Origin of the sequence: Ensifer adhaerens (assembly GCF_002940685.1) — a bacterium.
GTDB classification, from domain to species: domain Bacteria; phylum Pseudomonadota; class Alphaproteobacteria; order Rhizobiales; family Rhizobiaceae; genus Ensifer; species Ensifer adhaerens_E.
The window spans coordinates 173,542-199,069 of record NZ_PNFP01000006.1; the positions used below are offsets into that span (position 1 = coordinate 173,542).

21 protein-coding genes are annotated in these 25,528 nt (G+C 63.4%); 7 read left to right on the forward strand and 14 right to left on the reverse strand.

Translation table 11 applies throughout. The annotated features are described in order from the left end of the window. Positions 1 to 71: 71 nt before the first annotated feature. Entirely contained in the window at positions 72 to 632 is a 561-nt protein-coding gene (gene rsmD, locus C1A35_RS13785; protein ID WP_104664871.1) for a 16S rRNA (guanine(966)-N(2))-methyltransferase RsmD, read from the reverse strand. 6 nt (positions 633 to 638) lie between these two features. Next, positions 639 to 2,714: a pseudouridine synthase gene (locus C1A35_RS13790; protein WP_104664872.1), complete on the reverse strand. Its 2,076-nt coding sequence runs from the start codon at positions 2,712 to 2,714 to the stop codon at positions 639 to 641. 73 nt (positions 2,715 to 2,787) lie between these two features. On the opposite strand from C1A35_RS13790, the gene C1A35_RS13795 reads away from it, so the two are divergent. Beyond that, positions 2,788 to 3,237 carry a nucleoside deaminase gene (locus tag C1A35_RS13795; protein ID WP_104664873.1) on the forward strand — a complete coding sequence of 150 codons (450 nt, stop codon included), beginning with the start codon at positions 2,788 to 2,790 and terminating at the stop codon, positions 3,235 to 3,237. Positions 3,238 to 3,302: 65 nt separating this feature from the next. On the opposite strand, the gene C1A35_RS13800 is transcribed toward C1A35_RS13795, so the two are convergent. The 5 genes from C1A35_RS13800 to C1A35_RS13820 form a co-directional block, all read right to left on the reverse strand. Then, a complete protein-coding gene (locus C1A35_RS13800) occupies positions 3,303 to 3,782 on the reverse strand; it encodes a GNAT family N-acetyltransferase (RefSeq protein WP_104664874.1) in 480 nt (159 codons plus the stop codon). A gap of 113 nt (positions 3,783 to 3,895) precedes the next feature. Continuing rightward, positions 3,896 to 4,516 carry a hypothetical protein gene (locus C1A35_RS13805; RefSeq protein ID WP_104664875.1) on the reverse strand — a complete coding sequence of 207 codons (621 nt, stop codon included), beginning with the start codon at positions 4,514 to 4,516 and terminating at the stop codon, positions 3,896 to 3,898. A gap of 127 nt (positions 4,517 to 4,643) precedes the next feature. After that, positions 4,644 to 7,553, reverse strand: coding sequence for an isoleucine--tRNA ligase (gene ileS, locus C1A35_RS13810; RefSeq protein ID WP_104665064.1), 2,910 nt, complete (start codon positions 7,551 to 7,553; stop codon positions 4,644 to 4,646). A 247-nt stretch (positions 7,554 to 7,800) separates the two neighbouring features. Further along, positions 7,801 to 8,784: a bifunctional riboflavin kinase/FAD synthetase gene (locus tag C1A35_RS13815; RefSeq protein ID WP_104664876.1), complete on the reverse strand. Its 984-nt coding sequence runs from the start codon at positions 8,782 to 8,784 to the stop codon at positions 7,801 to 7,803. Positions 8,785 to 8,797: 13 nt separating this feature from the next. Beyond that, a complete protein-coding gene (locus C1A35_RS13820; protein WP_104664877.1) occupies positions 8,798 to 9,646 on the reverse strand; it encodes a TIGR01459 family HAD-type hydrolase in 849 nt (282 codons plus the stop codon). A gap of 433 nt (positions 9,647 to 10,079) precedes the next feature. Between C1A35_RS13820 and groES the strand changes: the two genes are divergently transcribed. The 3 genes from groES to C1A35_RS13835 all read left to right on the forward strand — a co-directional run bounded on the left by groES (position 10,080) and on the right by C1A35_RS13835 (position 13,161). Beyond that, a complete protein-coding gene (gene groES / locus C1A35_RS13825; RefSeq protein WP_004675403.1) occupies positions 10,080 to 10,376 on the forward strand; it encodes a co-chaperone GroES in 297 nt (98 codons plus the stop codon). A 61-nt stretch (positions 10,377 to 10,437) separates the two neighbouring features. Further along, a complete protein-coding gene (gene groL, locus C1A35_RS13830; RefSeq protein WP_104664878.1) occupies positions 10,438 to 12,078 on the forward strand; it encodes a chaperonin GroEL in 1,641 nt (546 codons plus the stop codon). A gap of 633 nt (positions 12,079 to 12,711) precedes the next feature. Further along, complete coding sequence (locus C1A35_RS13835; protein WP_104664879.1) at positions 12,712 to 13,161, forward strand: hypothetical protein; 450 nt, start codon at positions 12,712 to 12,714, stop codon at positions 13,159 to 13,161. Between the two features lie 134 nt (positions 13,162 to 13,295). Here the strand turns inward: C1A35_RS13835 and C1A35_RS13840 are convergent, their stop codons facing one another. From C1A35_RS13840 to hisS, 6 genes are all read right to left on the reverse strand, one after another. After that, positions 13,296 to 16,094 carry a bifunctional diguanylate cyclase/phosphodiesterase gene (locus tag C1A35_RS13840; RefSeq protein WP_104664880.1) on the reverse strand — a complete coding sequence of 933 codons (2,799 nt, stop codon included), beginning with the start codon at positions 16,092 to 16,094 and terminating at the stop codon, positions 13,296 to 13,298. A 216-nt stretch (positions 16,095 to 16,310) separates the two neighbouring features. Next, positions 16,311 to 17,534, reverse strand: coding sequence for an NAD(P)/FAD-dependent oxidoreductase (locus tag C1A35_RS13845; protein ID WP_104664881.1), 1,224 nt, complete (start codon positions 17,532 to 17,534; stop codon positions 16,311 to 16,313). 88 nt (positions 17,535 to 17,622) lie between these two features. Continuing rightward, positions 17,623 to 18,330, reverse strand: coding sequence for a glutathione binding-like protein (locus C1A35_RS13850; protein ID WP_104664882.1), 708 nt, complete (start codon positions 18,328 to 18,330; stop codon positions 17,623 to 17,625). 157 nt (positions 18,331 to 18,487) lie between these two features. Next, positions 18,488 to 19,183 carry an ATP phosphoribosyltransferase gene (gene hisG / locus C1A35_RS13855; protein WP_104664883.1) on the reverse strand — a complete coding sequence of 232 codons (696 nt, stop codon included), beginning with the start codon at positions 19,181 to 19,183 and terminating at the stop codon, positions 18,488 to 18,490. Next, entirely contained in the window at positions 19,180 to 20,322 is a 1,143-nt protein-coding gene (locus C1A35_RS13860) for an ATP phosphoribosyltransferase regulatory subunit (RefSeq protein WP_104664884.1), read from the reverse strand. Before C1A35_RS13860 ends, hisG begins: the two co-directional genes overlap by 4 nt. 5 nt (positions 20,323 to 20,327) lie before the next feature. After that, on the reverse strand, positions 20,328 to 21,839 hold the full coding sequence (gene hisS / locus C1A35_RS13865; protein WP_104664885.1) for a histidine--tRNA ligase: 1,512 nt from the start codon (positions 21,837 to 21,839) through the stop codon (positions 20,328 to 20,330). A gap of 433 nt (positions 21,840 to 22,272) precedes the next feature. On the opposite strand from hisS, the gene C1A35_RS13870 reads away from it, so the two are divergent. Continuing rightward, a complete protein-coding gene (locus tag C1A35_RS13870; RefSeq protein ID WP_104665065.1) occupies positions 22,273 to 22,701 on the forward strand; it encodes a hypothetical protein in 429 nt (142 codons plus the stop codon). 205 nt (positions 22,702 to 22,906) lie between these two features. On the opposite strand, the gene C1A35_RS13875 is transcribed toward C1A35_RS13870, so the two are convergent. After that, positions 22,907 to 23,551: a DNA-3-methyladenine glycosylase I gene (locus tag C1A35_RS13875; protein WP_104664886.1), complete on the reverse strand. Its 645-nt coding sequence runs from the start codon at positions 23,549 to 23,551 to the stop codon at positions 22,907 to 22,909. Between the two features lie 255 nt (positions 23,552 to 23,806). Between C1A35_RS13875 and C1A35_RS13880 the strand changes: the two genes are divergently transcribed. Together C1A35_RS13880 and C1A35_RS13885 are read left to right on the forward strand one after the other, a co-directional pair. Continuing rightward, positions 23,807 to 24,580, forward strand: a complete 774-nt coding sequence (locus C1A35_RS13880) for a L,D-transpeptidase (protein ID WP_104664887.1) — start codon at positions 23,807 to 23,809, stop codon at positions 24,578 to 24,580. Between the two features lie 191 nt (positions 24,581 to 24,771). Beyond that, positions 24,772 to 25,467: a L,D-transpeptidase gene (locus C1A35_RS13885; RefSeq protein WP_104664888.1), complete on the forward strand. Its 696-nt coding sequence runs from the start codon at positions 24,772 to 24,774 to the stop codon at positions 25,465 to 25,467. Positions 25,468 to 25,528 lie beyond the last annotated feature (61 nt).

A 25,528-nucleotide genomic window follows, 5' to 3' on the forward strand; every position in this document is an offset into this window, starting at 1 on the left:
CGCCTTCAAGCGGGACAGACACTGCGTGGACCGGCGAAGCCTATCCGTGCAAGCAAACCGAAAATATGACGTCAGGCTCCGCGGAACCGATAGAAATGCATGCGCGTATCGCCGAACACCCTGACGTCGAGGTTTTCGAAGACGGCGGCCGGCGCCGGCTGGACGTCCGCGCGCTCCTCGAGGATCACCAGGGCGCCGGCGACCAGCCAGTTGCCGGCGGCTGCCGACTGCAAGGCCTTTTCGCCGAGACCCTGTGCGTAGGGCGGGTCGGCAAAGACGAGATGAAACGGCTCCATCGTGCCGACCGAGCCAAGGCTGGTCGCATCGCGGCGGAAGACCTTCGCACGACCCTGAAGCGCGAGTGTTTCGATGTTGGTCTGGAGCAGTCCCCTGCCCTCGACGCCCTGTTCGACGAACAGCGCCTGCCGGCACCCGCGCGACAGCGCCTCGATGCCAACCGCGCCGGTGCCGGCAAAGAGGTCGAGCATACGGGTGCCATCGAGCGCTTCCGGATAGGAATGGCTCAGGATGTTGAACAGGCTTTCACGCGTCCGGTCCGTGGTCGGCCGGATATCGTTGGACTTGGGGGTCGCCAGACTGCGACCCCGAAACTCTCCGCCGACGATCCGCACGGCCGTTTAGTTTCCTCTGCCGCGCGGCTTGCCGCCGCCAGCCGGGCGCCCACCACCACCGGAACGACCAGGGCCGCCGGGACGTCCACCGCCGGGTTTGCCGCCACCGGGCTTGCCGCCGCGCGGACCACCGGAACGCTCACCGAAGGATTTTCCGCCCGATGGCTTGCCGCCGAACGACTTGCCGCGAGGCTTGTCGCCGAACGGGCGGTCGCCACCTTCGCGACGCTGAGGACGATCCCCCTCGGCACGCGGTGCGCGCGGCTTGTCGAAGCGGCGTTCTCCACCCTCCGCGCGGGCGGGACGATCGCCGCGTGGACGGTCACCGCCTTCACGGCGTGGCGGACGGTCGCCGTCTGCGCGCGGCGTGCGCGGCTTGTCGAAGCGGCGGTCGCTGCCTTCGCTGCGGGCCGGCCGGTCGCCACGCGGACGATCGCCACCCTCGCGACGCGGCGGACGGTCGCCATGATCACGCGATTTGCGATCGCCGCCGTCAAAGGACCTGCGACGTTCGAAACCGCCATCGCGGCCTTCATCCCTGCGACGGACGGGCTCGGCCGCACTGATCCACTCGCCTTCGTCGTCACGACGCTTGACGACGGGATGCGCCGGCTTGTCGTCGCGGCCGAAATCCCTGGAAGCGCCCTTGCGGTCCGGGTCGAACTTGCCTGTCGTCTTCGTCGCGAAGCCGTCCTTGTTGCGGCCATAGCGCTTCGACTTCGGCGCGCTTTCCGGGCGCTCGCGACGGGCGGGCTTCTCGGTGGCGTCGCCGTCGGCTGATTTCGGCTTCTTCTCGGCGAGCGGACGGGCGCCTGGCGCCATCCAGACATTGGCCGTGCGGGCGCGCTGTGCCGGCGCACGCTTCGGCCGGTCCTCGAACTTGGCGTCGCGGTCCTCGCGCGGACCGCCCTTGCCACGCGGGCCTTCCTTGCGGCCGCCATCGCGACGATCGTCACGACGGGTATCGAGGCGGGACAGCGCGCGCTCGCGCTTGTCCTCGGGCTTTTCCCAGCGGCCGCCCTTGCGCTGCTCGGGCTCCTCGTCCTCGTGATGGTCACGGGCACCCGTGGCTGCCTGGTCGTTGTAAAGCGGCGCGTCGAAATTCGCCTTGGCGTCCTCGATCAGGCGCGGTCCCAACTGGTCGCGCAGCGTGCGACCGCGGATTTCCTGGACATGCCCCTCCGGCAGCTCGCCGAGCTGGAACGGGCCGTAGGAGATGCGGATGAGGCGGTTGACGTCGAGACCGAGCGCGCCGAGCACGTTCTTGATCTCTCGGTTCTTGCCTTCGCGAAGCCCCATGGTGATCCAGACGTTCGAACCCTGGACGCGGTCGAGCGTCGCTTCGATCGCACCGTAGAGCACGCCGTCGACGGCGATGCCGTCCTTCAGCCGATCAAGGTCTGCCTGGTCAATCTCGCCATGGGCGCGCACGCGGTAGCGGCGCAGCCAGCCGGTCGACGGCAGTTCGAGGACACGTGCCAGGCCACCGTCGTTGGTAAGCAGCAGCAGGCCTTCGGTGTTGATGTCGAGACGACCGATCGACAGGACGCGCGGCAGCTCGTCCGGCAGGTTCTCGAACACGGTCGGCCGTCCCTCGGGATCGGCATTGGTGGTCACCAGACCCGCTGGCTTGTGATAGAGCCAGAGGCGCGTGCGCTCGATGCCGCGGATCGGCTGGCCATCGACCTCGATCGCATCGGCAAGCGTCGCGTTCACGACCGGCGTATCGAGGATGACGCCGTTGAGCTTGATGCGCCCTTCCATGATCATGCGCTCGACATCGCGGCGCGAAGCAACGCCGGCACGCGCCAGGATCTTCGAGATGCGCTGTGGCTCGTCGGCCGCGACCGCGGCCGCAGCCGGACGCTCCCGTGGCGGACGCGAAGCGCCGGCCTTGGGATCGGACGGCTTGGAGCCGAAATTCTTGGCGCCGAAGCTCTTGCCGCCCGAATCCTTCGGGCCAAAAGCCTTGGCTCCCGCAGCCTTTTTCGGCGCGGCACCCTTCTTTTCGGCGAAATGCGGTTTCTTGTCCCGGCCAGCGGACTTGCCGCCAGGCCGCGTGGGCTTGTCTTTGGATGTCATTTGTGTTGCCTGCCTTTTGCGGCTGTCCTATCAGGTCGCGGCCCGTGGGTTAAGAGAAATTATTGTTTGAGCGATGGCTGAGACGACACGCTTCATGGATGCGGCCCTCGAGGAGGCCCGGAAAGCAGCAGAGCGCGGCGAAGTGCCGATCGGCGCCGTGGTGGTTTTCGACGGCCGGATCATCTCGCGCGCCGGCAACCGCACCCGCGAACTCAACGACGTGACCGCGCATGCGGAGATCGTTGCAATCCGCGAAGCGTCCGCCGTGCTCAACGACGAAAGGCTGACGGGCGCCGACCTTTATGTCACGCTCGAACCCTGCACCATGTGCGCGGCGGCGATTTCGTTCGCGCGCATCCGCCGCCTCTACTATGGCGCAGATGACCCGAAGGGCGGCGCGGTCGACAGCGGCGTGCGCTTCTTCGGCTCGCCCACCTGCCACCATGCGCCCGATGTCTATTCGGGCCTCGCCGAACGGGAAGCTGCCGAGATCTTGCGGGATTTCTTCGCCGGGAAGCGGTGAGACGCCCCGGCGTCTTGCAACGGTGCGACTTCCGATGGACCGTTGCAAGCTTTCCTGAAATTACGTCAGTCGGCGGCGAAGCTTTCGAGTGCCGCGCCTGAGAGACGGTAGCGCGTCCATTCGGACATCGGCTCGGCGCCGACGGATTCGTAGACGCGGATCGCCGGCTCGTTCCAGTCGAGCACGCTCCATTCGAAGCGGCCGCAGCCTTCCTCGACGGCAATCTTTGCCAGGTGCTTCAAGAGCATCTTGCCGGCGCCGGAGCCGCGGCAGTCGGGCGTCACGTAGAGGTCTTCGAGATAGAGCCCCTTGCGCGCCTGCCAGGTGGAATAGTTGTAGAACCACATGGCAAAGCCCGCCGGCTTGCCATCCTTCTCGCAGATCACCGCGCGGGTGATGGCGCCCGGACCGAAGAGCGAGGCCTGCAGCATCTCGACCGTTGCCTCGACGGCATCCGGCTCCTTCTCGTAGATGGCAAGTTCGGTGATGAAGCGAAGGATGGTTTCGGCGTCTTGCGGGCGGGCGTCGCGAATGCTGATGGTCATGGTTCAGGCGCTTCTCAGGCACGTCCAGCAAGCCAAGGCGCTTTCAACCGGAACTGCATAGATCCAAAGGGAGAGAGGCGTCTCGCCGTCTCAATGGAACGGCGAGAACGGACTTAGAAGGGCCAATACCACTTGCTGCCGGAATTCTTGATCTGCGCTTCCTTCTTGCGGCGGCGCTCCTTGTCCTTCTCCGGCTCGCCGAGATCGGTCTCGGTACCCTCGGGAAGGCGGCGGTAGTCAAGCGGCGGATCGCTGAGGAACCGGCGCTTGTCGGAATAGGCGCCCATCTCGATCTTGCGGCCTTCGCGATAGGCTTCCTGCTGCTCCTTTGCGGAGAGCCGGCGACCATTGGCGCTTGCCTTGGCGAGAGGCGAAACATAGTTCGGGTTGTTCTTGTTGGCGTCGGCCTCTTCGCGCAGGCGGTTGCGGACCTCTTCCGGGGACTCGACCCATTCCGGATTGGCCTCGCGGCTGGCGAGCGATTTCTGCGGCTCGACGAGCGAGGCCTGCTGTGCCGACGGCGGCAGGACGAGGCCCGGACGCGGCTGATACTTGACCGGATCGCGCTTCGGCGGACCGAGGCTGGCAACGCTGCCGAGGTCGTCCATGAGTTGTTCGCCGGCGGTCTTGTCCGTGCCGTAGGTCGGGCCGCCGATGCAGCCGGAAAGCACCAGGCCGCTCGTCAAAATGGCGGCCACGCTGGCAAACACTCGCAACTCTCGCGTCATTTCCATGAAATTCCTTCCAGCCGGCCACCGGTCAGCGCGGCCACTCAAGCGCCCATGGCGGAGAAATCCGCCAAATTTCGGGCAGGTTTTACCGGATGAACGCAAGGAGTGCAATTCATCCGGTAACAATGCGTTAAGCCTTGAAACCAAGCTCGCGCAAGGCAGCGGCATCGCGGGCCGACACGTCCGGGTAGAGCGGGTCGGAACCGACATCGGTCGTGATCCGCCAGGAGCGGGCGCATTTCTGGCCCTCGGCAAGTTTCGGCACGACGCTGACCTTGGCGACCTCAGCCAGGCGGAACGCATCGGCGGGGCCTTCAGAGGTTTCGATGACGATTGCCGAGGTGATGCAGATCTCGGCGAAGTCCTGACCTTCCAGCGCCTTCAACAGCTCCGGATCGGCGACGTGGACGACCGGTGCCGCCTCCAGCGACGAGCCGATGCGCTTGTCCTTGCGCTCGATCTCGAGCGCGCCGGTGACGACGGTGCGGACGGCACGGATCTTGTCCCATTTGGCTTCGAGCGCATCGTTCTTCCACTCCGCCGGGATTGCCGGGAACTGTTCGAGATGCACCGAGACCGCGTCGGGCTTGCGCGAAAGCCAGGCTTCTTCCGTGGTGAAGGGCAGCATCGGCGCCAGCCACAGCACGAGGCAATCGAACAGCTTGCGGATGACCGCAAGTGCCGAACGGCGGCGCAGGCTCGACGGCGCGTCGCAGTAGAGCGCATCCTTGCGAACGTCGAAATAGAAGGCCGAGAGCTCGACGTTCGAGAAATCGATCAGCGCGCGGGCGATCTTCTTGAAGTCGAAGGCGTCGTAGCCTTCGCGCACCATCTGGTCGAGCTCGGCCAGACGGTGCAGCATCAGCTTTTCGAGTTCCGGCAACTCGGCATAGGCAATCTCCTCGCCCTTGTCGTGGGCGAGCGTGCCGAGCATCCAGCGGATCGTGTTGCGCAGCTTGCGATAGGCGTCGATGTTGGTCTGGATGATCGTCTTGCCGAGGCGCTGATCTTCCCAATAGTCGGTCGTCATCACCCACAGGCGCAGGATGTCGGCGCCGGCATCCTTCATCACCTCTTGCGGGGTGACGGTGTTGCCCTTGGACTTCGACATCTTCTCGCCCTTCTCATCCATGGTGAAGCCATGGGTGACAACGGCGTTGTAGGGCGCGCGGCCGCGCGTCGCGCAGGCTTCGAGCAGCGAGGAATGGAACCAGCCGCGATGCTGGTCCGAACCTTCGAGATAGACGTCGGCCGGCCACTTCAGGTCCGGACGGTCTTCGAGCGTGAAGGTATGGGTCGAACCGCTGTCGAACCACACGTCGAGAATGTCCATGACCTGGTGCCACTTGGCATGGTCGTGGTCGTTGCCGAGGAAGCGGTCCTTGGCGCCTTCGGCGAACCAGGCGTCAGCGCCTTCCAGTTCGAAAGCATCGAGGATGCGGGCATTGACGGCCTCGTCGATCAGGATCTCGCCCTGGTCGTCGGCAAAGATCGCGATCGGAACGCCCCAGGCACGCTGGCGCGACAGCACCCAGTCCGGACGCCCCTCGATCATGGCGCGCAGGCGGTTCTGGCCGGCACCCGGCACGAAGCGGGTGTCGTCGATTGCCGAGAGCGCACGCGAACGCAGCGTCGTGCCGTCGCCGAACGCCTTGTCCATGTAGACGAACCATTGCGGCGTGTTGCGGAAGATCACCGGCTTCTTCGAGCGCCAGGAATGCGGATAGGAGTGCTTCAAGCGGCCGCGGGCAAAGAGCGCGTGGCGGGCGATCAGCGCCTTGATGACGCGGTCATTGGCGTCGCCCTTCTTGCCCTTGTCGTCGAGAACGCGACCGGCGCCGCCTTCGGCGTCCGGACCGAAGCCGTGGGCGTCGGCGGTGAAGTAGCCGGCGTCGTCGACGGTGAACGGGATCGCCGACGAGATGCCGCGGGCTTCGAGCGCGCGGGCATTGTCCATCCAGGCGTCAAAGTCTTCGCGGCCGTGGCTCGGTGCCGTGTGCACGAAGCCGGTGCCGGCATCGTCGGTGACGTGATCGCCATCGAGCAGCGGCACCTTGAAGGCGTAGCCGCCGCCGAGACCATGCAGCGGGTGGGCGCAGGTGACGGCTGCGAGCTCGTCACCCTCGATGTCGCGCACGAAGTTGAAGGTAAGCTTGGCCTTGGCCGCGGATTCGTCTGCCAGCCGCTTGGCGAAGATCAGCTTCTCGCCCGGCTGCGGGCCGAAGTCGTTCTCGGCGGTCGCCACTTCGTAGAGGCCGTAGGCATAACGCGACGAGAAGGCGATCGCGCGGTTGCCGGGGATGGTCCAGGGCGTGGTCGTCCAGATCACGACGAAGGTACCGGCAAGCGCGTCCGGACCCTCGGTGACCGGGAACTTCACCCAGATCATGTCGCTTTCGATGTCGGCATATTCGACTTCGGCTTCGGCAAGCGCCGTGCGCTCGACCACCGACCACATGACCGGCTTCGAGCCGCGGTAGAGCTGGCCGAGCTTGGCGATCTTCATCAGTTCGCCGGCGATGCGCGCTTCCGCGTGGAAGTTCATCGTCGTGTAGGGATTGTCGAAGTCACCCTCGATGCCCAGGCGTTTGAACTCCTCGGCCTGGACCTGGATCCAGCCGGCGGCGAAGTCACGGCATTCCTGACGGAATTCGTTGACCGGAACCTCGTCCTTGTTCTGGCCCTTCTCGCGGTACTTTTCCTCGATCTTCCACTCGATCGGCAGGCCGTGGCAATCCCAGCCGGGCACATAGTTGGCGTCGAAGCCGCGCATCTGGAACGAGCGGTTGATGACGTCTTTCAGGATCTTGTTCAGCGCGTGACCGATATGGATGTTGCCGTTGGCATAGGGCGGGCCGTCGTGCAGCACGAACTTGTCGCGGCCGGCGGCAGACGCGCGCAGCTTCTTGTAAAGGCCCATCTTCTGCCAGCGGGCCACCGTTTCCGGCTCCTTCTGCGGCAGGCCGGCGCGCATCGGGAATTCCGTCTGCGGCAGATAGAGGGTCGAGGAATAGTCGATCTTTTCAGCGGTGTCGGTCATGGTCTTTGCAATCGCTTCTTCGCGCGAACGGCCGCGCATACGAGATGGGCTCGGTATCGAGAGATGACTGGGGCGTCGGAAACGCCGAAATCCCGGACCTTCCGGCTGATCACAGCACGCGGAAGGCCGGGCCAATAATTCGCTGATCGATGATCAATCGACGGTGCCGGGTCATGGTGGCCGGTTGTTTAAGGCGTTTTCCGCCTTTTGAAAAGGTCCGCCACCGCCCCTGCGCCGAATTCTTTTGTCAGGCGAAGTTGAGCTTGCGGTCGATCTCGCCGAGCGGCGTGACGCCGGAAAGCAGCGCGCGGGCCTCCGCCTCGTCCTGCCGGATCTGCGCCACCAGCGCATCGAGGCCGTCGAACTTCAGTTCGTCGCGCAGGTGACCGAAGAAGGTCACGGCACAGACCTCGCCGTAGAGATCGCCCGAGAAATCGAAGACGAAGGTCTCGAGCAGCGGTTCGCCGTCGCTGTCGACCGTCGGTCGACGCCCGAAGCTTGCGACGCCATCATGAAGCGAACCGTCGGGCCGGCGAAAGCGCACGGCATAGATGCCGGGGCGCAGCTCCACCTCGGGCGCAAGCCGCATGTTGGCCGTCGGGAAACCGAGTTCGCGGCCGAGCTTCTTGCCCCCGATCACCTCCGCTTCGACGAGGTAGCGGTAGCCGAGCATGCCGGCCGCCTGCGAGACGTCGCCTTCGCCGAGCAGAGAGCGGACATAGCTCGACGAGATCACGGACGCGTTTTCGTCACGGAAGGCATCGACGAGCGTCACGCCAAAACCATTGTCGCCGCCCGCGGCCATCAGAAAGGCTGGACCGCCCTCGCGCCCCTTGCCGAAATGGAAGTCGAAGCCGGTGACCACATGCGAGGCATGCAGCCACTCGAGCAGGATACGGTGGATGAAATCCGACGCGGACAGCTGCGAGAAGGTACGGTCGAACGGATACTCAATGACGGCGCCGAACCCCATGCCTTCGAGGATGCGCGCCTTCAGCGGCGCCGGCGTCAACCGGAAGACCGGGGTGTCCGGGCGGAAGACGGTTCGCGGATGCGGCTCGAAGGTGAGCACGAGCGCTGGCACGCCGCGTAACTTCGCCTCTTCCAGCGCGCGGTTGAGGACCGACTGATGGCCACGGTGAACGCCGTCGAAATTGCCGATGGCGACGACTCCGCCGCGCAAGTGCTCCGGAAGCGGATCACGGGTCTCGTTGCGATGAAAAACCGTCATCTCCGTCTTCCCGTCAGGCGAGCCGTGGCATCCAGTATTTCGGCGAGGCGCCCTCCTTCTTGAGGAAGGCGGCAAGCTTCGCCTCGTCGGTCCGGCTTTCGTTCATGTATTCCTGGGCATGGATGCCGGCGCTGATATAGAGCAGGTCCAGACCCGCATCCTGCGCGCCCTTGACGTCCGTCGGCATGCCGTCGCCGACGGCGATGACACGGGTGAGGTCGATCGCGCCGCGTGCGGCCTTCGCCTCCCCCAAGGCGGCGCGATAGATCGCGATATAGGGCTTGCCGGCGATGCGCGCCTCGCCGCCGAGTTCCTCGTAGAGCTTGGCAATCGCGCCGGCGCAGGGGATCAGCCGGTGGCCACGCTCGACGACGAGATCCGGATTGGCGCAGATGAACGGAATCTTGCGCCTGGCAAGGCCCGTCAGGGTTGCGCGGTAATGCTCCGGCGTTTCGGTCTCGTCGTCATAAAAGCCGGCGCAGACGACCGTCTCGGCATCCTCGGAGGAAACGATCTGCGTCCCCAGGCCCTCAAGCAGGGGCAGGTCACGCTCGGCGCCGATGAAGAAGATCTTCTTGTCGGCGGCAGCGATCAGCGCCCGGGTCACGTCGCCGGAGGTGACGATCCGGTCATAGGCCTCGTCCGGCACGCCGAGGCTGCGGATCTGTACCTTCACCATCGGGCTCGGGCGCGGCGAATTGGTGATGAGCACGACGGTCAATCCGGCGGCGCGCGCCTCGGCCAATGCTTCACAGGCGGAGGCGAAAGCCTGCACGCCGTTGTGAAGAACGCCCCAGACGTCACACAGAACGACATCGTAGCGCTTGGCGATTTCGCGAAAACTGTTGATCCTTGCGGCCATCCTGGCTTCCTGCAAACACGGTTTCCGGCTTGCATGGCAAGGAAGGCAGGAGATTACAAGTCTCGTCTCCCGAAAAAGGCGCACCCTCCCAAGGATTCCGGCCGTGTCGAGAACCAGGAAAAATGCACTGCAGATGCGGCCCTCCGCGCAGAAGCACCTTGTCGTGGTTATCAACCGTCAAAATCCCGCCCATGCCACTCATCGACGCTATCGCCCACATTTCGCCAAGAATGGGGCTAGGCTGCCTGTGCCCGCGCCTGCTGCGCCCGTCCATGGCAACTGCCGTCAGCAAAAAATCTAGGCGCCGATCCTTGACTCACCCCATACCCAAGCTTATCTCGGCATCGCTAGCACTCGACAAAAGAGAGTGCTAACACCCATCCATCGGGTCCATCAGCGATCCGTAGTGTCATTTGATCGAGGGATTAGACTAATGGCAAGCACCAACTTCCGCCCGCTGCACGACCGCGTCGTCGTTCGCCGCGTCGAGTCTGAAGAGAAGACCAAGGGCGGGATCATCATTCCGGACACCGCCAAGGAAAAGCCGCAGGAAGGCGAAATCGTCGCTGTCGGTTCGGGCGCCCGTGACGAAAGCGGCAAGGTCGTTGCTCTCGACGTCAAGGCTGGCGACCGCGTTCTGTTCGGCAAGTGGTCTGGCACCGAAGTCAAGATCAACGGCGAAGACCTTCTGATCATGAAGGAAGCCGACATCATGGGCATCATCGGCTGATCCAGCCGTCGTCCACCCCTTTTCATGACAACCAATGGGCAATGAGCCCGGGAGTTCTCTAATGGCTGCAAAAGAAATCAAGTTCGGCCGCACCGCGCGCGAAAAGATGCTGCGCGGCGTCGACATCCTCGCTGACGCCGTAAAGGTCACGCTCGGCCCGAAGGGTCGTAACGTCATCATCGACAAGTCCTTCGGCGCTCCGCGCATCACCAAGGACGGCGTATCGGTCGCCAAGGAAATCGAACTCGAAGACAAGTTCGAAAACATGGGCGCCCAGATGGTCCGCGAAGTTGCTTCGAAGACCAACGACATCGCCGGCGACGGCACGACGACTGCAACCGTTCTTGCCCAGGCGATCGTTCGCGAAGGCGCAAAGGCTGTTGCTGCCGGCATGAACCCGATGGACCTGAAGCGCGGTATCGACCTCGCTGTCACCGAAGTCGTCAAGGATCTCCAGGCCAAGGCCAAGAAGATCAACACCTCGGAAGAAGTTGCACAGGTCGGCACGATCTCGGCCAACGGCGAGCGTCAGATCGGCCTCGACATCGCAGAAGCGATGCAGAAGGTTGGCAACGAAGGCGTCATCACGGTTGAAGAAGCCAAGACCGCCGAAACCGAACTCGAAGTCGTCGAAGGCATGCAGTTCGACCGCGGCTACCTGTCGCCCTACTTCGTCACCAACCCGGAAAAGATGGTCGCTGACCTCGACGACGTCTTCGTTCTCCTCCACGAGAAGAAGCTCTCGAACCTCCAGGCCATGCTCCCGGTTCTCGAAGCTGTCGTTCAGACCGGCAAGCCGCTCCTCATCATCGCGGAAGACGTCGAAGGCGAAGCTCTTGCAACGCTCGTCGTCAACAAGCTGCGTGGCGGCCTGAAGATCGCTGCCGTCAAGGCTCCGGGCTTCGGCGACCGCCGCAAGGCCATGCTCGAAGACATCGCCATCCTGACGGGCGGCACGGTGATCTCCGAAGACCTCGGCATCAAGCTCGAAAACGTCACGCTCGACATGCTCGGCCGTGCGAAGAAGGTTTCGATCTCCAAGGAAAACACGACGATCGTCGACGGTGCCGGCCAGAAGGGCGACATCGAAGGCCGCGTTGCTCAGATCAAGGCCCAGATCGAAGAAACCACCTCCGACTACGACCGCGAAAAGCTGCAGGAACGTCTTGCCAAGCTCGCTGGCGGCGTTGCCGTGATCCGCGTTGGCGGCTCGACGGAAGTCGAAGTGAAAGAAAAGAAGGACCGCATCGACGACGCTCTCAACGCGACGCGCGCTGCCGTTCAGGAAGGCATCGTACCGGGCGGCGGCACCGCACTCCTGCGTTCGGCCTCCAAGATCTCGGTCAAGGGCGTCAACGAAGACCAGGAAGCCGGCATCAACATCGTTCGCCGCGCTCTGCAGGCTCCGGCCCGCCAGATCGCTGAAAACGCTGGCGATGAAGCTTCGATCGTTGTCGGCAAGATCCTCGACAAGAACGAAGACAACTACGGCTACAACGCCCAGACCGGCGAATATGGCGACATGATCGCCATGGGTATCGTCGACCCGGTCAAGGTCGTTCGCACCGCCCTTCAGGACGCAGCTTCGGTTGCTGGCCTCCTCGTCACGACGGAAGCCATGATCGCCGAACTGCCGAAGAAGGACGCTCCGGCTGGCATGCCGGGCGGCATGGGCGGCATGGGCGGCATGGACATGATGTGATAAAGGCGTCAGCCTTATCGCAGCATCGTCCATAAAGCTTCGCCCATGCACTTAAAGCGGTTCAGCGCGTCAGGCGCGCTGAACGGGCGGCATGGACATGATGTGATAAAGGCGTCAGCCTTTCACAACAGAAGATCCATCCGGATCGGAAAGGCGGCCCTCGGGTCGCCTTTCTTGTTTTTTATCAATGCCGTTCACCGCCGGTGAAGCATCTGCCGAACAGCCGGCAGAAAAAACCCATCGGTTGTAGTCGGACTTCAAAAAACCGTTGAAGTCGAAAAAAAACGAACTATAACAGCGCCCCAAGTGAGCGAAGATTGAGGGGAGACTGGGCGGCAGACTTAAGGCAGGCGGGCATTCGCCAGGGCTTTTTCGTATTCGCTGCGCATCCGGAATTTCTTCGAGACTATACCTAAAGAATAAAAGTATTTAATCGCAAATTAAGCCGACACTCTCCTTCGAAATCAGTTCGTCGGCGAGACCCACTACTATCTATCGACCTTTCTACTTGAGAAGACACCCATGTCATGTGGCGTGCGCTCTCGTATTGGTCATGTCGAGCGCAGTTTGCACATTGGGACGCATTTCCCTGGGGCGTCGAAGGCGGCTCCGGGAACTCTGCTGGGGTAGACCGTGTTTAAGATCACCAGAGCAAATTCCGTTCCCCTCGGCTCTCCGGGACAGCCGCATCCCGGCCTTCCGCATCAAGAATTCGTGGAGCAGTTTTGCGTCTCCGAGGGCTGGTCCGGCGACCTGTCGACGGGCCTGTTCCGGCTCGGCGAGAAGGCGGCTGCCATCCATGGCTTGCGCGATGGGGAATGCGGCCTTCTGAATTTCGTACGCTGCTATGATCCGGCCGATCGCAACCACGTGCTCGAACTGTTCGAGCAGGCGGCGACAAGCTGCTCGTCCTTCTGTTTTTCGACGACGATCGCGCTGGAGGAATCCGGCCAGAAGCAGCCGCTGTTCTGCATCGGCGAATCCTCCGGCCTCGAACAGCGCTATTCCGGCATGATCACCGGCATCTTTTTCTTTCCACGCTTCCTCGTGGAAGTTGCGGGCCGCGCGCTGCTGCGCCAGTAGAACCGCTGCCAAAAGCCAGCCCCACGGTTACCGCCGCTGCAAGCATGAAATCGCGATGACAGGTATCGCCGCCGTGCAACCGCCCCATGGGCGATTGCACTGAACCACTTGGCGAAGAACCATGGGCGTCAGGCTCAGGCAGCCGCTGCGTCGTCCTTGCCCGTGAAGAGAACGGCGATCGGCGCCGGGCGACCGAGCAGATAGCCCTGTGCCTCGTCGCAGCCCTCCGTCTGCAGGATATCGAGCTGCGTCTGCGTCTCGACGCCTTCGGCAAGAACCGGCACCGACAGGCTCCGGCCGAGCGCAAGAATGGCGCGCACGATCGCCTTGGCCTGGGGGCTGCCCTCCACTTCCCACATGAAGCTCCTGTCGAGCTTGATCTTGTCGAACGGGAAGGAACGAAGCGTTTCGAGCGAGGAGTAACCCGTGCCGAAGTCGTCGATCGCGATCGTGACGCCGAGCTCCTTGATCTGCCGCAGCGTCAGCAGCGCCCGTTCCTTGTCGTCGATGATCGTCGATTCCGTAATTTCCAGCTCCAGCCGGTTCGGGTCAAGACCGGTCTCGGCAAGCACTTCCCGCACCAGGCTGACGATATCGCCATTGGCAAGCTGAACCGGCGAGAGATTGACGGCGATCTTGTGGCTGTTTTCCCATCCCGCCGCTTCGCGGCAGGCTTCACGCAGCACCCATTCGCCAATCGGCAGGATGGCGCCGCACTCCTCGGCCAGCGGAATGAACTCGCTGGGTGGAACCATGCCGCGTTCGGGGTGGCTCCAGCGCAACAGCACCTCGTAACCGATAACCTCCCCGGACATCACCGATTTCTGAACCTGGTAGTGCAGGGCAAGCTGCTTCTTGTCGATCGCATCCCACAGGTCGTTGGCAAGTGCGCGCCGCTGGCGGGCAGCTTCGTCCATCGACACCTCGTAGAAGCAGACGGTCTGGTTGAGCGCAGCCTTCGCCCGGTACATGGCGAGGTCGGCATTGTTGATCAGCGTATCGGCCGTCTCCGCATCCTGCGGATAGATCGCGACACCCATGCTGCCGCCGGACTTGAGCTCGAAATCGCCAAAGCGCATTTCCTCGTGCAGGCTCTTCTCGATCCGCCGCAGGAAGTCGTTGAGCTCGGAGAGTTCCTCGAAGCGCTTGACCGCCGCGAATTCGTCGCCGCCGAAGCGCGCCACGAATTCGCCCTCCTGCAGCAGGCCCTTCATGCGCTGGGCGATCGTCACCAGCACGAAGTCGCCGGCGGCATGGCCGTGCAGGTCGTTGACTTCCTTGAACTTGTTGAGGTCGATACCGATGACCGCGACCTTGCGGTTGAACCAGGCGGCCGCGTCCAGTTCCTCTTCGAGGTAGCTGCTGAACTGCAGCCGGTTCGGCAGTCCCGTCAGGCTGTCGTGGCGGGCAAGGAAGGTAATCTGCTCCTCTGTGTCCAGACGCTCGGTGATATCCTCATAGGTGCTCACCCAGCCGCCGTCGGGCAGCGTGCGATGCTTGGTCAGGATCGAGCGACCGTTGACGAGCTTTTCGACGATATCGCCGCCGCCGTTGCCGACCATTTCGATCCGGTGCTTCTGGTAGAGCTCCTCGGCCTTGGTCCTCGCCACCTCCGGGTCGGCGTAAATACGGGCAAAGACGATGTCGAGGATTTCGCGGAAGGTCAGCCCCTGGCCAGCGAGCGTCTCGGAGAAGCCGAAGATCTCGCGGCAGCGTCGGTTCGACAGCAACAGCCGATCGCCGCTGTCGAACAGGCAGATACCCTGCGACATGTTTTCGAGCGCGACATCGAGGTTGTTGCTGACCTCGGCGATGCGGTCGGCGTCAAGCTTCGCCTTGGTGATGTCCTTGACGATCTTGATGAAACCGGCGTGCTTGCCGCCATCGTCCATGAACGGATCGAGCACCACATGGGCCCAGAACCGGGATCCGTCCTTGCGGTAGCGCCAGCCTTCGTTCTCGTACTTGCCATCGGCCAGCGCAACCTCGAGCGCCCGCTGCGGTACGCCGTCGCGCTGGTCCTCCGGCGCGTAGAAGCAGGCGAAATTCTTGCCGACGATTTCCTCGGCACTATAGCCCTTGTTGGCCTCGGCGCCGGCGTTCCAGCTGGCGACGCGGCCGTCGGTGTCGAGCATGTAGATCGCGTAATCCTTGACGCTGCGCACGAAGCGGGCGAACTCGCGTTCCGCGGCGGCGGCGGAAAGCTCGGCATGATGAGCGAAGCCGGCGGCGATCAGCACCATCGACAGCAGGAAGAAGGCGGTTCCGGCGATGACGAAGGCAAGCAAGTGCGGCTGGATCATGCCGCCATCGGTCGCCGAGAGCAGGTCTGCCTCAATCGTTACTGCGCCCATGGCCGTGAAATGCAGCACGACGATCCCGAGGGTCATCAGCAAGGTGGCGAGGACCTTCGCCTTCACCGGGTTGCCGATGCGGGCGATCGTGCGCAGGGCAGCGATATCGAACAGCGAGCCGGCAACCACGGAGGTGACGACCAGCGTCGCATCCCAGCGGATGCTGCCCGGCACGTCGAGCGCCGCCATGCCGAGAAAATGCATGCAGGCAACGCCGCCGCCGAGAACGAACCCGCCGGCGATCCAGCCGAGGCGGTCCTGGACATGGGTCGCGATCAACAGGGCTGTCGTGGTCAGGATGATGGCAACTGCCAGTGACAGGCCGGTGAGGTCCATCTGGTAACCGAGGACGACGCCGGGGTCGTAGGCGAGCATGGCGATGAAGTGGGTCGCCCAGATGCCGAAGCCGCTGGCGATGCCCGCAGCCGTCGCCCAGATCGCCTTCGCCTTGCCGGAAGAACCGCGGGCGCGCTGCAGAAGCGTAACTGCTCCGTAGCTCGCAAGGAAGCAGACAAGCGCTGCCAAAACCACCAGTCTGGGATTATGCTCTACCACCAGGCATGTAAGAACCTTGAACATCGCCAATCGCCTAAATGAAAAACCGCCAGGAAACGAGACCTCTCGCCTCCAGTTAAGCGACCTGTGTTGGCGTCAGGTGACTTAAGGAAATGATAAATCGTCGCTCCGCCGGGCAATTGCCCGGCAACACAGTGATTTCGTCGTTAATGAATTTTGAAGCGGCGCCGCCTTCAAGTTGCAGTGAAGGCCGCGCGCTGCCGGGCGTGGTTCGGCGGCCTAAGGCTGCGCCAGCAACGCTTTGAGGTCTGATTGCGGGTCGGCAATGACGGCACGATCGGGATTGACGCCGGTTTCGAGCAGCTTCTTGCCGGTGACATAGGCCTTGGCGTCATTGATCGCATCGACGGCGACCAGCCGCCCCTGCCGGAAGTACCAGACCGACACGCTGCCTTCGCGCTGGCCGGGTCTGACGATCGTTTCGTCATGTCCAAGCCCGAAGCCGGCGATCTGCAGCTTGACGTCGTACTGGTCCGACCAGAACCAGGGCTTGGGGTCGTAGGGCGCGTCGCTGCCGGCAAGGATCGCAGCGACCGCCTCGGCCTGATCGACGGCATTCTGCACCGATTCCAAGCGGATGCGCAGGTCCTCGAAGGGAAGAACGGCACAATCGCCCATGGCGAAGATCGCCGGATCGGAGGTGCGGCCGTGTGCGTCAACGACGATGCCGCCGGCGGTCTCCAGCCCGGCGTCGTGCGCAAGACGATCGTTGGCGGTGACGCCGATGCCAACGATGACGACGTCGACCGGCAGGGTCGAGCCGTCCGAAAGCTCCGCGGCGGTCACGCGGCCATTTTCACCGACAAGACGATTGAGACCGGTGCCCTCGCGGATCTCGACACCGCGGCCGCGGTGAATGTCCCTGACGAGCCCGGACGTCGCAGCGGAGGCAACCCGCTGCAGGATGCGGTCGGCCATCTCGATGACGGTGACTTCCAGACCGCAGGTGCGTGCAACGGCAGCCGCCTCAAGGCCGATGTAGCCGCCGCCGATGACGAGGGCACGGCGGCCGGGCTTCATCTCCTCGGCGAGGCGGTCGGCATCCTTGAAGTCGCGCACGACGAAGACGCCGTCAAGGTCGCCGCCAACGGAAGCCGGCAAGCGGCGGGGCGTCGCGCCGGTGGCAAAGGCAAGCACCTCATATTCGAGCGACGTGCCGTCGCTGAGCGACACGCGCTTGCCGGCTCGATCGAGCCCGGTCACGCTCGTTTCGAGGCACATATCGACATTGTGCTCGCCGTACCAGGCTTCCGGCCGGTAGAGCAGCCGGTCGAGGCTCATCTCGCGCAACAGATACTTCTTGGACAGCGGCGGGCGCTGGTAAGGCAGGCTTGCCTCGGAGGCGACGATGGTGATCGGCCGCTCGTCCTTCAGCGCGCGCAGCTTCGCAACCAGAGCAAAGGCGGCCTGACCGCCACCGACAACAACAAGCCTTCCCGACACGCTTTCCACCTGCTTTTATTCGTCCGTACAACAAGGCCTAGCCTTGCGCCCGCGCTTCGTCAACTCAGGCACAGGGCAACAAGGATTGCTATTCCTTGCGCGGCACGTCCATGCCCTTTAGAGCCGCCGGTCGCGACAGGCCACGCTCGACCCAGGCCATCACGTTCGGAAAGCTCTCGTATTCCAGAACCTCGGCGCCGCCATAAAACCGGCGCGCGCCCTCGACCCAAGGATAGGTGGCGATGTCGGCGATCGTGTAGTCGTCGCCCATCAGCCATTGCCGTCCCTCGAGACGGGCTTCGAGCACGCCAAGCAGACGCTTCGCCTCGTCGCGGTAGCGCTCGACGGGATAGGAATTATTGGCGACCTTGTCGGCGGCAAACTTGAAGAAGTGACCGAACTGGCCGAACATCGGGCCAACGCCGCCCATCTGGAACATCACCCACGCGATCGTCTCATATCGCGCGGCGGCATCGGCGGGCAGCAGCTTGCCGGTCTTTTCCGCCAGATAGACGAGGATCGCGCCGGACTCGAACAAGCCGATCGGCTTTCCATCCGGACCGTTGGGGTCGATGATCGCCGGGATGCGGCCGTTCGGGTTGAGCGAGACGAACTCCGGCGATTTCTGTTCATTGGTATCGAATGCGATGCGGTGCGGTTCGTAGGGCAGGCCCAATTCTTCGAGTGCGATCGAAACCTTCACGCCATTGGGCGTCGGCAGCGAATAGAGCTGAATGATATCGGGGTTTTTCGCCGGCCAGCGCTTGGTGATCGGAAAGGCGGACAGATCGGCCATGAAGGTCTCCTGGAACGGAACAGCGGGAAACGGCGGAAACGCCGCGCGCAGGACTTACATAGGAGCGGAGGGCGCGCTTTTTGAGGGCCCTACTTTATTTTTGTAACCGCATGGACACCGCAGGTCGTCGAATACCTGCCCTGCCCCGTTTGCAGCGTCAGACAACGCCGCGGATCGCGGCGATGATCCTTGCCACGACCGGATCGCCGTCATGCGCCGCCTTGCGCGCCCGCACCAGGCAGGCCTCGGAACGCAGGATCACGCCGTCGGTCAGGATCTTCAGATGGTTTGCCTTCAGCGTCGAACCGGTCGAGGTGATATCGACGATGATGTCGGCAGAGCCCGAAGCCGGCGCACCTTCGGTCGCACCGAGGCTTTCGACGATGCGGTAGAGCTGGATGCCGTGGCTGCCCGAAAAATGGTTCTGCGTCAGCCGCCAGTACTTGGTGGCGATCGCCAGACGGCGGCCGTGGCGTGCGCGGAAATCGGCGGCGACATCGCCGAGGTCGGCCATGGTGTCGACGTCGTACCAAACTTCCGGAACAGCGACGACGACATCGGCGTGGCCGAAGCCGAGACGGGCGCAGAACTCGACGCGGGCATCGGCATTGGCGAGACCTTCGCGCACCAGATCCTCGCCGGTAACACCGAAATCGATCGAGCCGTTGCCGAGTTCGCGCGAAATTTCCGACGCCGAGAGGAAGGCTATCTCCACATCGTCAGCACCCTCGACCCGGCCGCGATAGGAGCGGTCGTTGCCGACCGCGACGATCTTCAGACCGGCACGTTCGAAAATCGCCGAGGCGTCATCCTTCATCCGCCCCTTGGACGGCAGCGCAATGGTGATGGTCATTGAGCGCCCCCTTCAGAGGCAATCGCCTTTTCGATGCGGTCGAGCCAGAGCGAGAAGCCGACAGCCGGGATATGTTCGCGGGCGCCGAGCAGCGTCAGCAGCCGATCGAAGCGGCCACCACCGGCAAGAACGGCATGCGTGCCGGCAAGCTCCACCTCGAAGACGAGGCCAGTGTAATAGTCCAGCGGACGACCGAAGGCCGAACGATAGCGGATCGCGCCGATATCGGCACCGGTCTTTGCAAGGGCGGCCACACGGGCATCGAAGCGCGTGAGCGCATCGTCGAGCTTCAGGCCGGATTTCTGCGCGAAGGCGAAGAGGGCTGCCGGCGCATCGGCAAGCGGTACGTCGAGCGCCAGGAACGCGGCGACGTGATCGAGCGTCTTGCGGTCGAGCCGCGTATTCGCCAGTTCCATCTTCTCCTTCAGCCGGCGCGCGATGTCCTCAGGCGAACGGCTGGCGTTGGTCGAGTAGCCGGTCGCTTCCATCGTTGCGGCGACATGAGCGACGAGACGGTCCTCGTCCTCGAGCAGGCCGTCCATCGACAGCCGCACCACTTCGGGACCGAAGACGCCGACGGTTCGCGGATGCGCCAGTTCGGTCAGGAGCTTCTGCAGATGCTTCTGGTCGCCGAAGGCGTGGATCAGCCGCTTCTGCCAGCCGGCGGGCAGGCCGCAGGCGCCGACGACCGCCTCGAACACGGCCTGGTCGCCAAGCGTCACAGCCAGGGGCCGGCCGGGAAGGCGGTTGGCGACGATGCGCATCGCGTCGGAAACGGCGCGTGCATCGGCTGTCGCCGTGTCGGTGTCGCCAAGATCCTCGATGCCGGCCTGATAGAACTCGTTGCCGCCTTCGCGACGCTGGCGGAAAACCTCGCCGAGATAGGCATAGCGCTTCGGCGTGCCGGTCACCGCCTCGATATGGCGGAGACAGACCGGAATGGTGAATTCGGGCCGCAGGCAGAGGCTCTCGCCGGTTTCGCTCTCGGTCATGAAGATGCGGCGGCGGAGATCCTCGCCGGCCATGGCGAGAAACGGCTCGGCCGGCTGGATCACCGGCGTGTCGACCCGCAGCGTGCCGAGGCTTTCGAAGTCGGCAAGCAGCGCATCGGCAAAGGCAGGCAGGTTGATAAGGGCCATGACCGTCAGCCCCTTGCCCGATCCTCGGCCTGCGCCGCCAGCACCTCGCGCACCTTCTCGACCAGGTCGGCCGTCGGCACGGAAACCTGGGCCACGCGCGCTTCGCGCCAGGCCGCATTGTCCTCGATCTCGCCCGACAGGCGCTTGCCCTCGATCAGGTCCTTGATCTGGACGAGGCCGGCTGCGCGTTCGTCGCCGCCCTGGATGATGGCGAGCGGCGAGCCGCGGCGGTCGGCATATTTCAGCTGGTCGCCAAAATTCTTCTTGTTGCCCTGGTACATTTCGGCGCGGATGCCGGCATGGCGCAGCTGCTGCACGAAGCGCTGGTAGTGGCCCATGCTCTCGATGTCGCGGTCCATGACGCAAACGACCACGGGGGCGATGACTTCCGAAGCACCGAGCTTGCCGAGGTTCTTCAGCGCCGTCATCAGGCGGGAAACGCCGATCGAGAAACCGGTCGCCGGTACCGGCTGGCCCATGAAGCGCGAGACGAGACCGTCATAGCGCCCACCGCCGCCGACCGAACCGAAGACGACCTTTTCGCCCTTCTCGTTGGTGACGGCAAATTGCAGCTCGGCCTCGAAGACCGGGCCGGTGTAATATTCGAGACCGCGCACGACCGACGGGTCGATCTTGATGCGGTCGGCCTCATAGCCGGCGCTCAGGACGAGGCTACGGATGGTATTCAATTCCTCAACGCCTTCGCCGCCTTTCGACGTCCCGGCAACGAGGGCTGCGAGTTCGGCTGCGCTTTCCGCATAGTCCTTGATGCCGACGAAGAAGAGGACCTTGTCGATCTGTTCGGCGCTGAGGCCCGCGCCCTTGGTGAAGTCGCCGCTTTCATCCTTGCGGCCTTCGCCGAGCAGGAGCCGCACACCCTCGGTGCCGAACTTGTCGAGCTTGTCGATGGCACGCAGCACGGTCAGGCGGGCATTGGCCTTGTCATCACCGCCAAGACCGATCGCCTCCATGACGCCGTCGAGCACCTTGCGGTTGTTGACGCGGATCACGTAGTCGCCGCGCGCAATGCCAAGCGCTTCCATCGTGTCGGCCATCATCATGCACATTTCGGCATCCGCCTGGACGCCGGCGGCACCGACCGTGTCGGCGTCGAACTGCATGAACTGGCGGAAACGGCCCGGACCCGGCTTCTCGTTGCGGAAGACGTAGCCGGAGCGATAGGTGCGGAACGGCAGCTGGATCTCGTTGAAGTTCTCGGCGACGTGACGGGCGAGCGGCGCCGTCAGGTCGTAGCGCAGCGACATCCACTGGTCGTCGTCATCCGTCAGCGAGAAGACGCCCTCGTTCGGCCGGTCGCTGTCGGGCAGGAACTTGCCGAGCGCATCGGTATACTCGAACAGCGGCGTTTCGACCGGATCGAAACCATAATGCTCATAGACCGCCCGGATCTTGCCGATCATTTCGTCGGTCGCGCGGATATCGGCAGCGGAGCGATCGACGAAGCCGCGCGGAAGACGCGCCTTGAGCTTCTGCGGTTTCTTCTGTTTCTCGGTCATGGGAGCATTCCGGACTGTCTCGTGTTGGCTGCTTTCCCTATCGGATCAGTTAAGGTGCGGCAAGGGTTTGCACCGTGCAAAGCGTTCGCCCGGGGCATACGCAGGAGCTTTGCGCCGGAGCCAGACACCGGTGGACTTCGGGTCGTCAGTATCCACGCATATGATCGCGGCACGCCGGGAGGGGCTTGACCTCAACCATAAGGCGCATTAGACATGGCGCGATCACTAAAAGTTTATTGCCAGACCGATCGACGACGTTCCGGTCACACCGGTGATCGGCTATCTTCGCCACAGCAGGCCGACAACGCGTCCCGAATGCAATGACTGCATCGGCAAGAACATTCCAACGACAAAGAGTCGTATCGAACCGCCTTGCCGCTACGACGGTTTCCGGCAGAGAGATGTCGTGTCCATGCGGCAAGAAGAGGTCATCATGTTGAGATTCATGACACCTGGCTCAGGGGCCATCCAACCCGGGCATCCCGGGGCGCATTCGAGCTGGATGGAGCACCTCGACGAAAGCGACTATTTCGTCGAGGCGTGGCGTTGCGATCTGGCCAGCGGCGTCTTTCAACTCGGGCAACGGACCGCCCTGCTCATTGGCGTTTCCAGCCGCTCCTGCGGGATCGTCGATCTGGTGCGCGCCTATGACGGACGAGATCGCGCAACCGTGCTCAATATTCTCGAGCAGGCAACCGCGTCGCCATCGTCGTTCTGCTTCACGACCGTCGTGCGCCCGCCAGCTTCGAAGGCGGCACAGCTCTTCTGTGTCGGGCGGTCGCTGCTCGATGCGGCAACCGGCGAAAACACGCTTCAGGGGGTTTTCGCCATCCCGCGCGAGCGCCCGGCGCTTGACGCCTGAGCGGACGGGTTGAAACCGCAGACGCCCCTTCCCTAGATTGATGCAGCGCCAGTGAGCCGGGCGTGCGCGGGATGATTGCCCATCATCAAGGCGCAGGAGGGCGAGATCAGGACGATGAAGGAATGGCTCGCCAGGAACGGCGGCTGACCTGCAACGTCACGCAGCGGGGAAACACCCGTCGGCTGACCGACGACGGGTGCGCCGATCAGGCAACGCGAGCGCGGGGCCTTGCAAGCTTGCCCCGCAGGTCCTCGACGATCGCGCGGCAATGGCAGCCTTCGATGTGATCGTTGACAAGGCCCATGGCCTGCATGAAGGCGTAGATCGTCGTCGGGCCGACGAAGGTCCAGCCGCGCTTCTTCAGATCCTTGGAAATGCGGGTAGAGGTCGGCGTCGTCGGATTGGCGACGATCGCCTCATAGGTCACAAGCTCGGGGCGTTCCGCGGTCCCGGGCTCGTATGACCAGAAGTAGCTGGCGAGCGACCCGAATTCCTGCCGCAGTTCCTGGGCGCGGCGGGCATTGTTGATCGTCGAGACGATCTTGCCGCGATGACGCACGATGCCGGTATCGGCCAGGCAGCGTTCGATATCGGCCTCGCCGAATGTCGCGACCTTGTCGAAATCGAAACCGGCGAAGGCGGCGCGAAACGCTTCGCGCTTGCGCAGGATCGTCAGCCAGGACAGGCCGGACTGGAAGCCTTCCAGGCAGATCTTCTCGAACAGGCGGCGGTCGTCGGTGACCGGACGCCCCCATTCCTCGTCGTGATAGCGACGATAATCGTCGAGATTGCCCTGCCAGGCGCAGCGCAAAAATCCGTCCTCACCGATCACAATGCCCTTGGCCGTCATCGCCTTCTTTGCTCCATGCCGCTCATTTTCCAGCCTTTACCATTTGCAAACCAGATTCCTAAAGCCGCGGATAACCCTACCCAAAGCTTTATCGGCGCCGTCGCCTTTTAACGAGGCACCATTTACCATTCCGTCGCCCTCGGAATGACACGATCGCGCCATTGCCAAGGCGCAAATCGTCCGTTTGAGCGCTCCGCTCACCGGCAGACCGCGCCCCGTTCAGTGATTTTCGGCGAAAGGTAGCGAGTCCGTCCGATGTTGAAAAAGTCTCTTGTTATAGCCGCCTCTCTTCTGAGCCTCGTGGCCGGCCCAGCCGCAGCGCAGGACCGGTATCAGAACCGGCCGCCCGTCGTCGTCAGCCCCGACCTCACCGCCCCCTGGGTGATGCAGCTCGGCGGGCAGCAGGCGCGCACGCGGCAGGTGATCTACCGGCAGCAGGTTCCGCAAGCCACCCGAAAACAGTACTATCAGCAGGGTCAGGTCGCGAAACCTCAACTCAAGCGCCGCGTCGTCAACCCGCTGATCCAGCCGGCCAATGCCACGCGCGCCCAGCGACCGGTGAAATCGAAGTTCGACCCGCAGTACCTGCCGCAGACGGTTGCCTATGAGAGCAAGGAAAAGCCGGGCACGATCGTCATCGATACCAACAACCGCTTCCTCTATCTGGTGACCGGCAACGGCGAGGCACGGCGCTACGGCGTCGGCGTCGGCAAGCCGGGTTTCGAATGGGCCGGCGCCCACAAGGTCACCCGCAAGGCGGAATGGCCGAGCTGGACGCCGCCGCAGGAGATGATCACCCGCGAGGCGGCCAAGGGCCATTACCTGCCGGCGCGCATGGACGGCGGGCCTGAAAATCCGCTTGGCGCGCGCGCCATGTATCTCGGCTCGACGCTCTACCGCATCCACGGCACCAACGCGCCCTGGACGATCGGCTATGCCGTCTCCTCCGGCTGCATCCGCATGCGCAACGAAGACGTTGTCGATCTTTACGAGCGCGTGAAAGTGGGCACGAAGGTTATCGTCATCTAATTGCAGCACTGCATAGAATATTCCCCTCTCCTCGCCCGTGTTGCTGTTGCCTATGCGTGATTTTCAGGCAACAGCAGCATGAAGACAGGCAAGTTTTGTGATCACGTTTGATCTACCGGTTGTATCGCGGGCTTGAACTTCGATGCATTTTGCATAGCCTGCCTGCAACGAGGGTTTAGAGGGAATCGTAAATGAAGCGTCATGCCAGCAAAGTGGTCGCAATCGCGATTGCGACCAGCACTATTCTTGTGGCCGCCAGCGCCTCGGCTTTCACGCCGGCACCGGTCGCGGGCCCCAAGGTTAAGTCGTCAGACATTGTACTCGTGGCCACTCCGAAGAAGCCGGCAAAACAATACTGGCGCACCAAGGTTCGCTTCCGCACCGACGAAGCCCCCGGCACGATCATCGTCGATACCAACAACAAGTTTCTCTACTACATCGACGGCCCGAACCGCGCGACGCGCTACGGTATCGGCGTCGGCCGTGACGGCTTCGGCTGGTCGGGTGTGGTCAAGGTTGGCCGCAAGGCCGAATGGCCGACCTGGACGCCGCCGGCGGAAATGCGCCGCCGCGAAGCAGCCAAGGGCCGCATCCTGCCGATCACCCAGGAAGGCGGCATCGACAATCCGCTCGGCGCCCGCGCCATGTATCTCTACAAGGGCGGCCGCGACACGATCTTCCGTATCCATGGCACCAACCAGCCCTGGACGATCGGCCAGAACATGTCGTCGGGCTGCATCCGCATGATGAACGAGGACGTTGAGCATCTCTACGACCGCGCCGACGTCGGCACCAAGGTCATCGTCATCGGCCCCGGCAGCAAGGCGGGCGACACCTATTTCGACGATCGCGGCGTCGATATCTTCCGCCAGATCTTTGGCGGCTGAGTACGCCGGAATACCGATCCAGTGAAAGGCCGGCTCCCGAAAGGTGGCCGGCCTTTTGCTT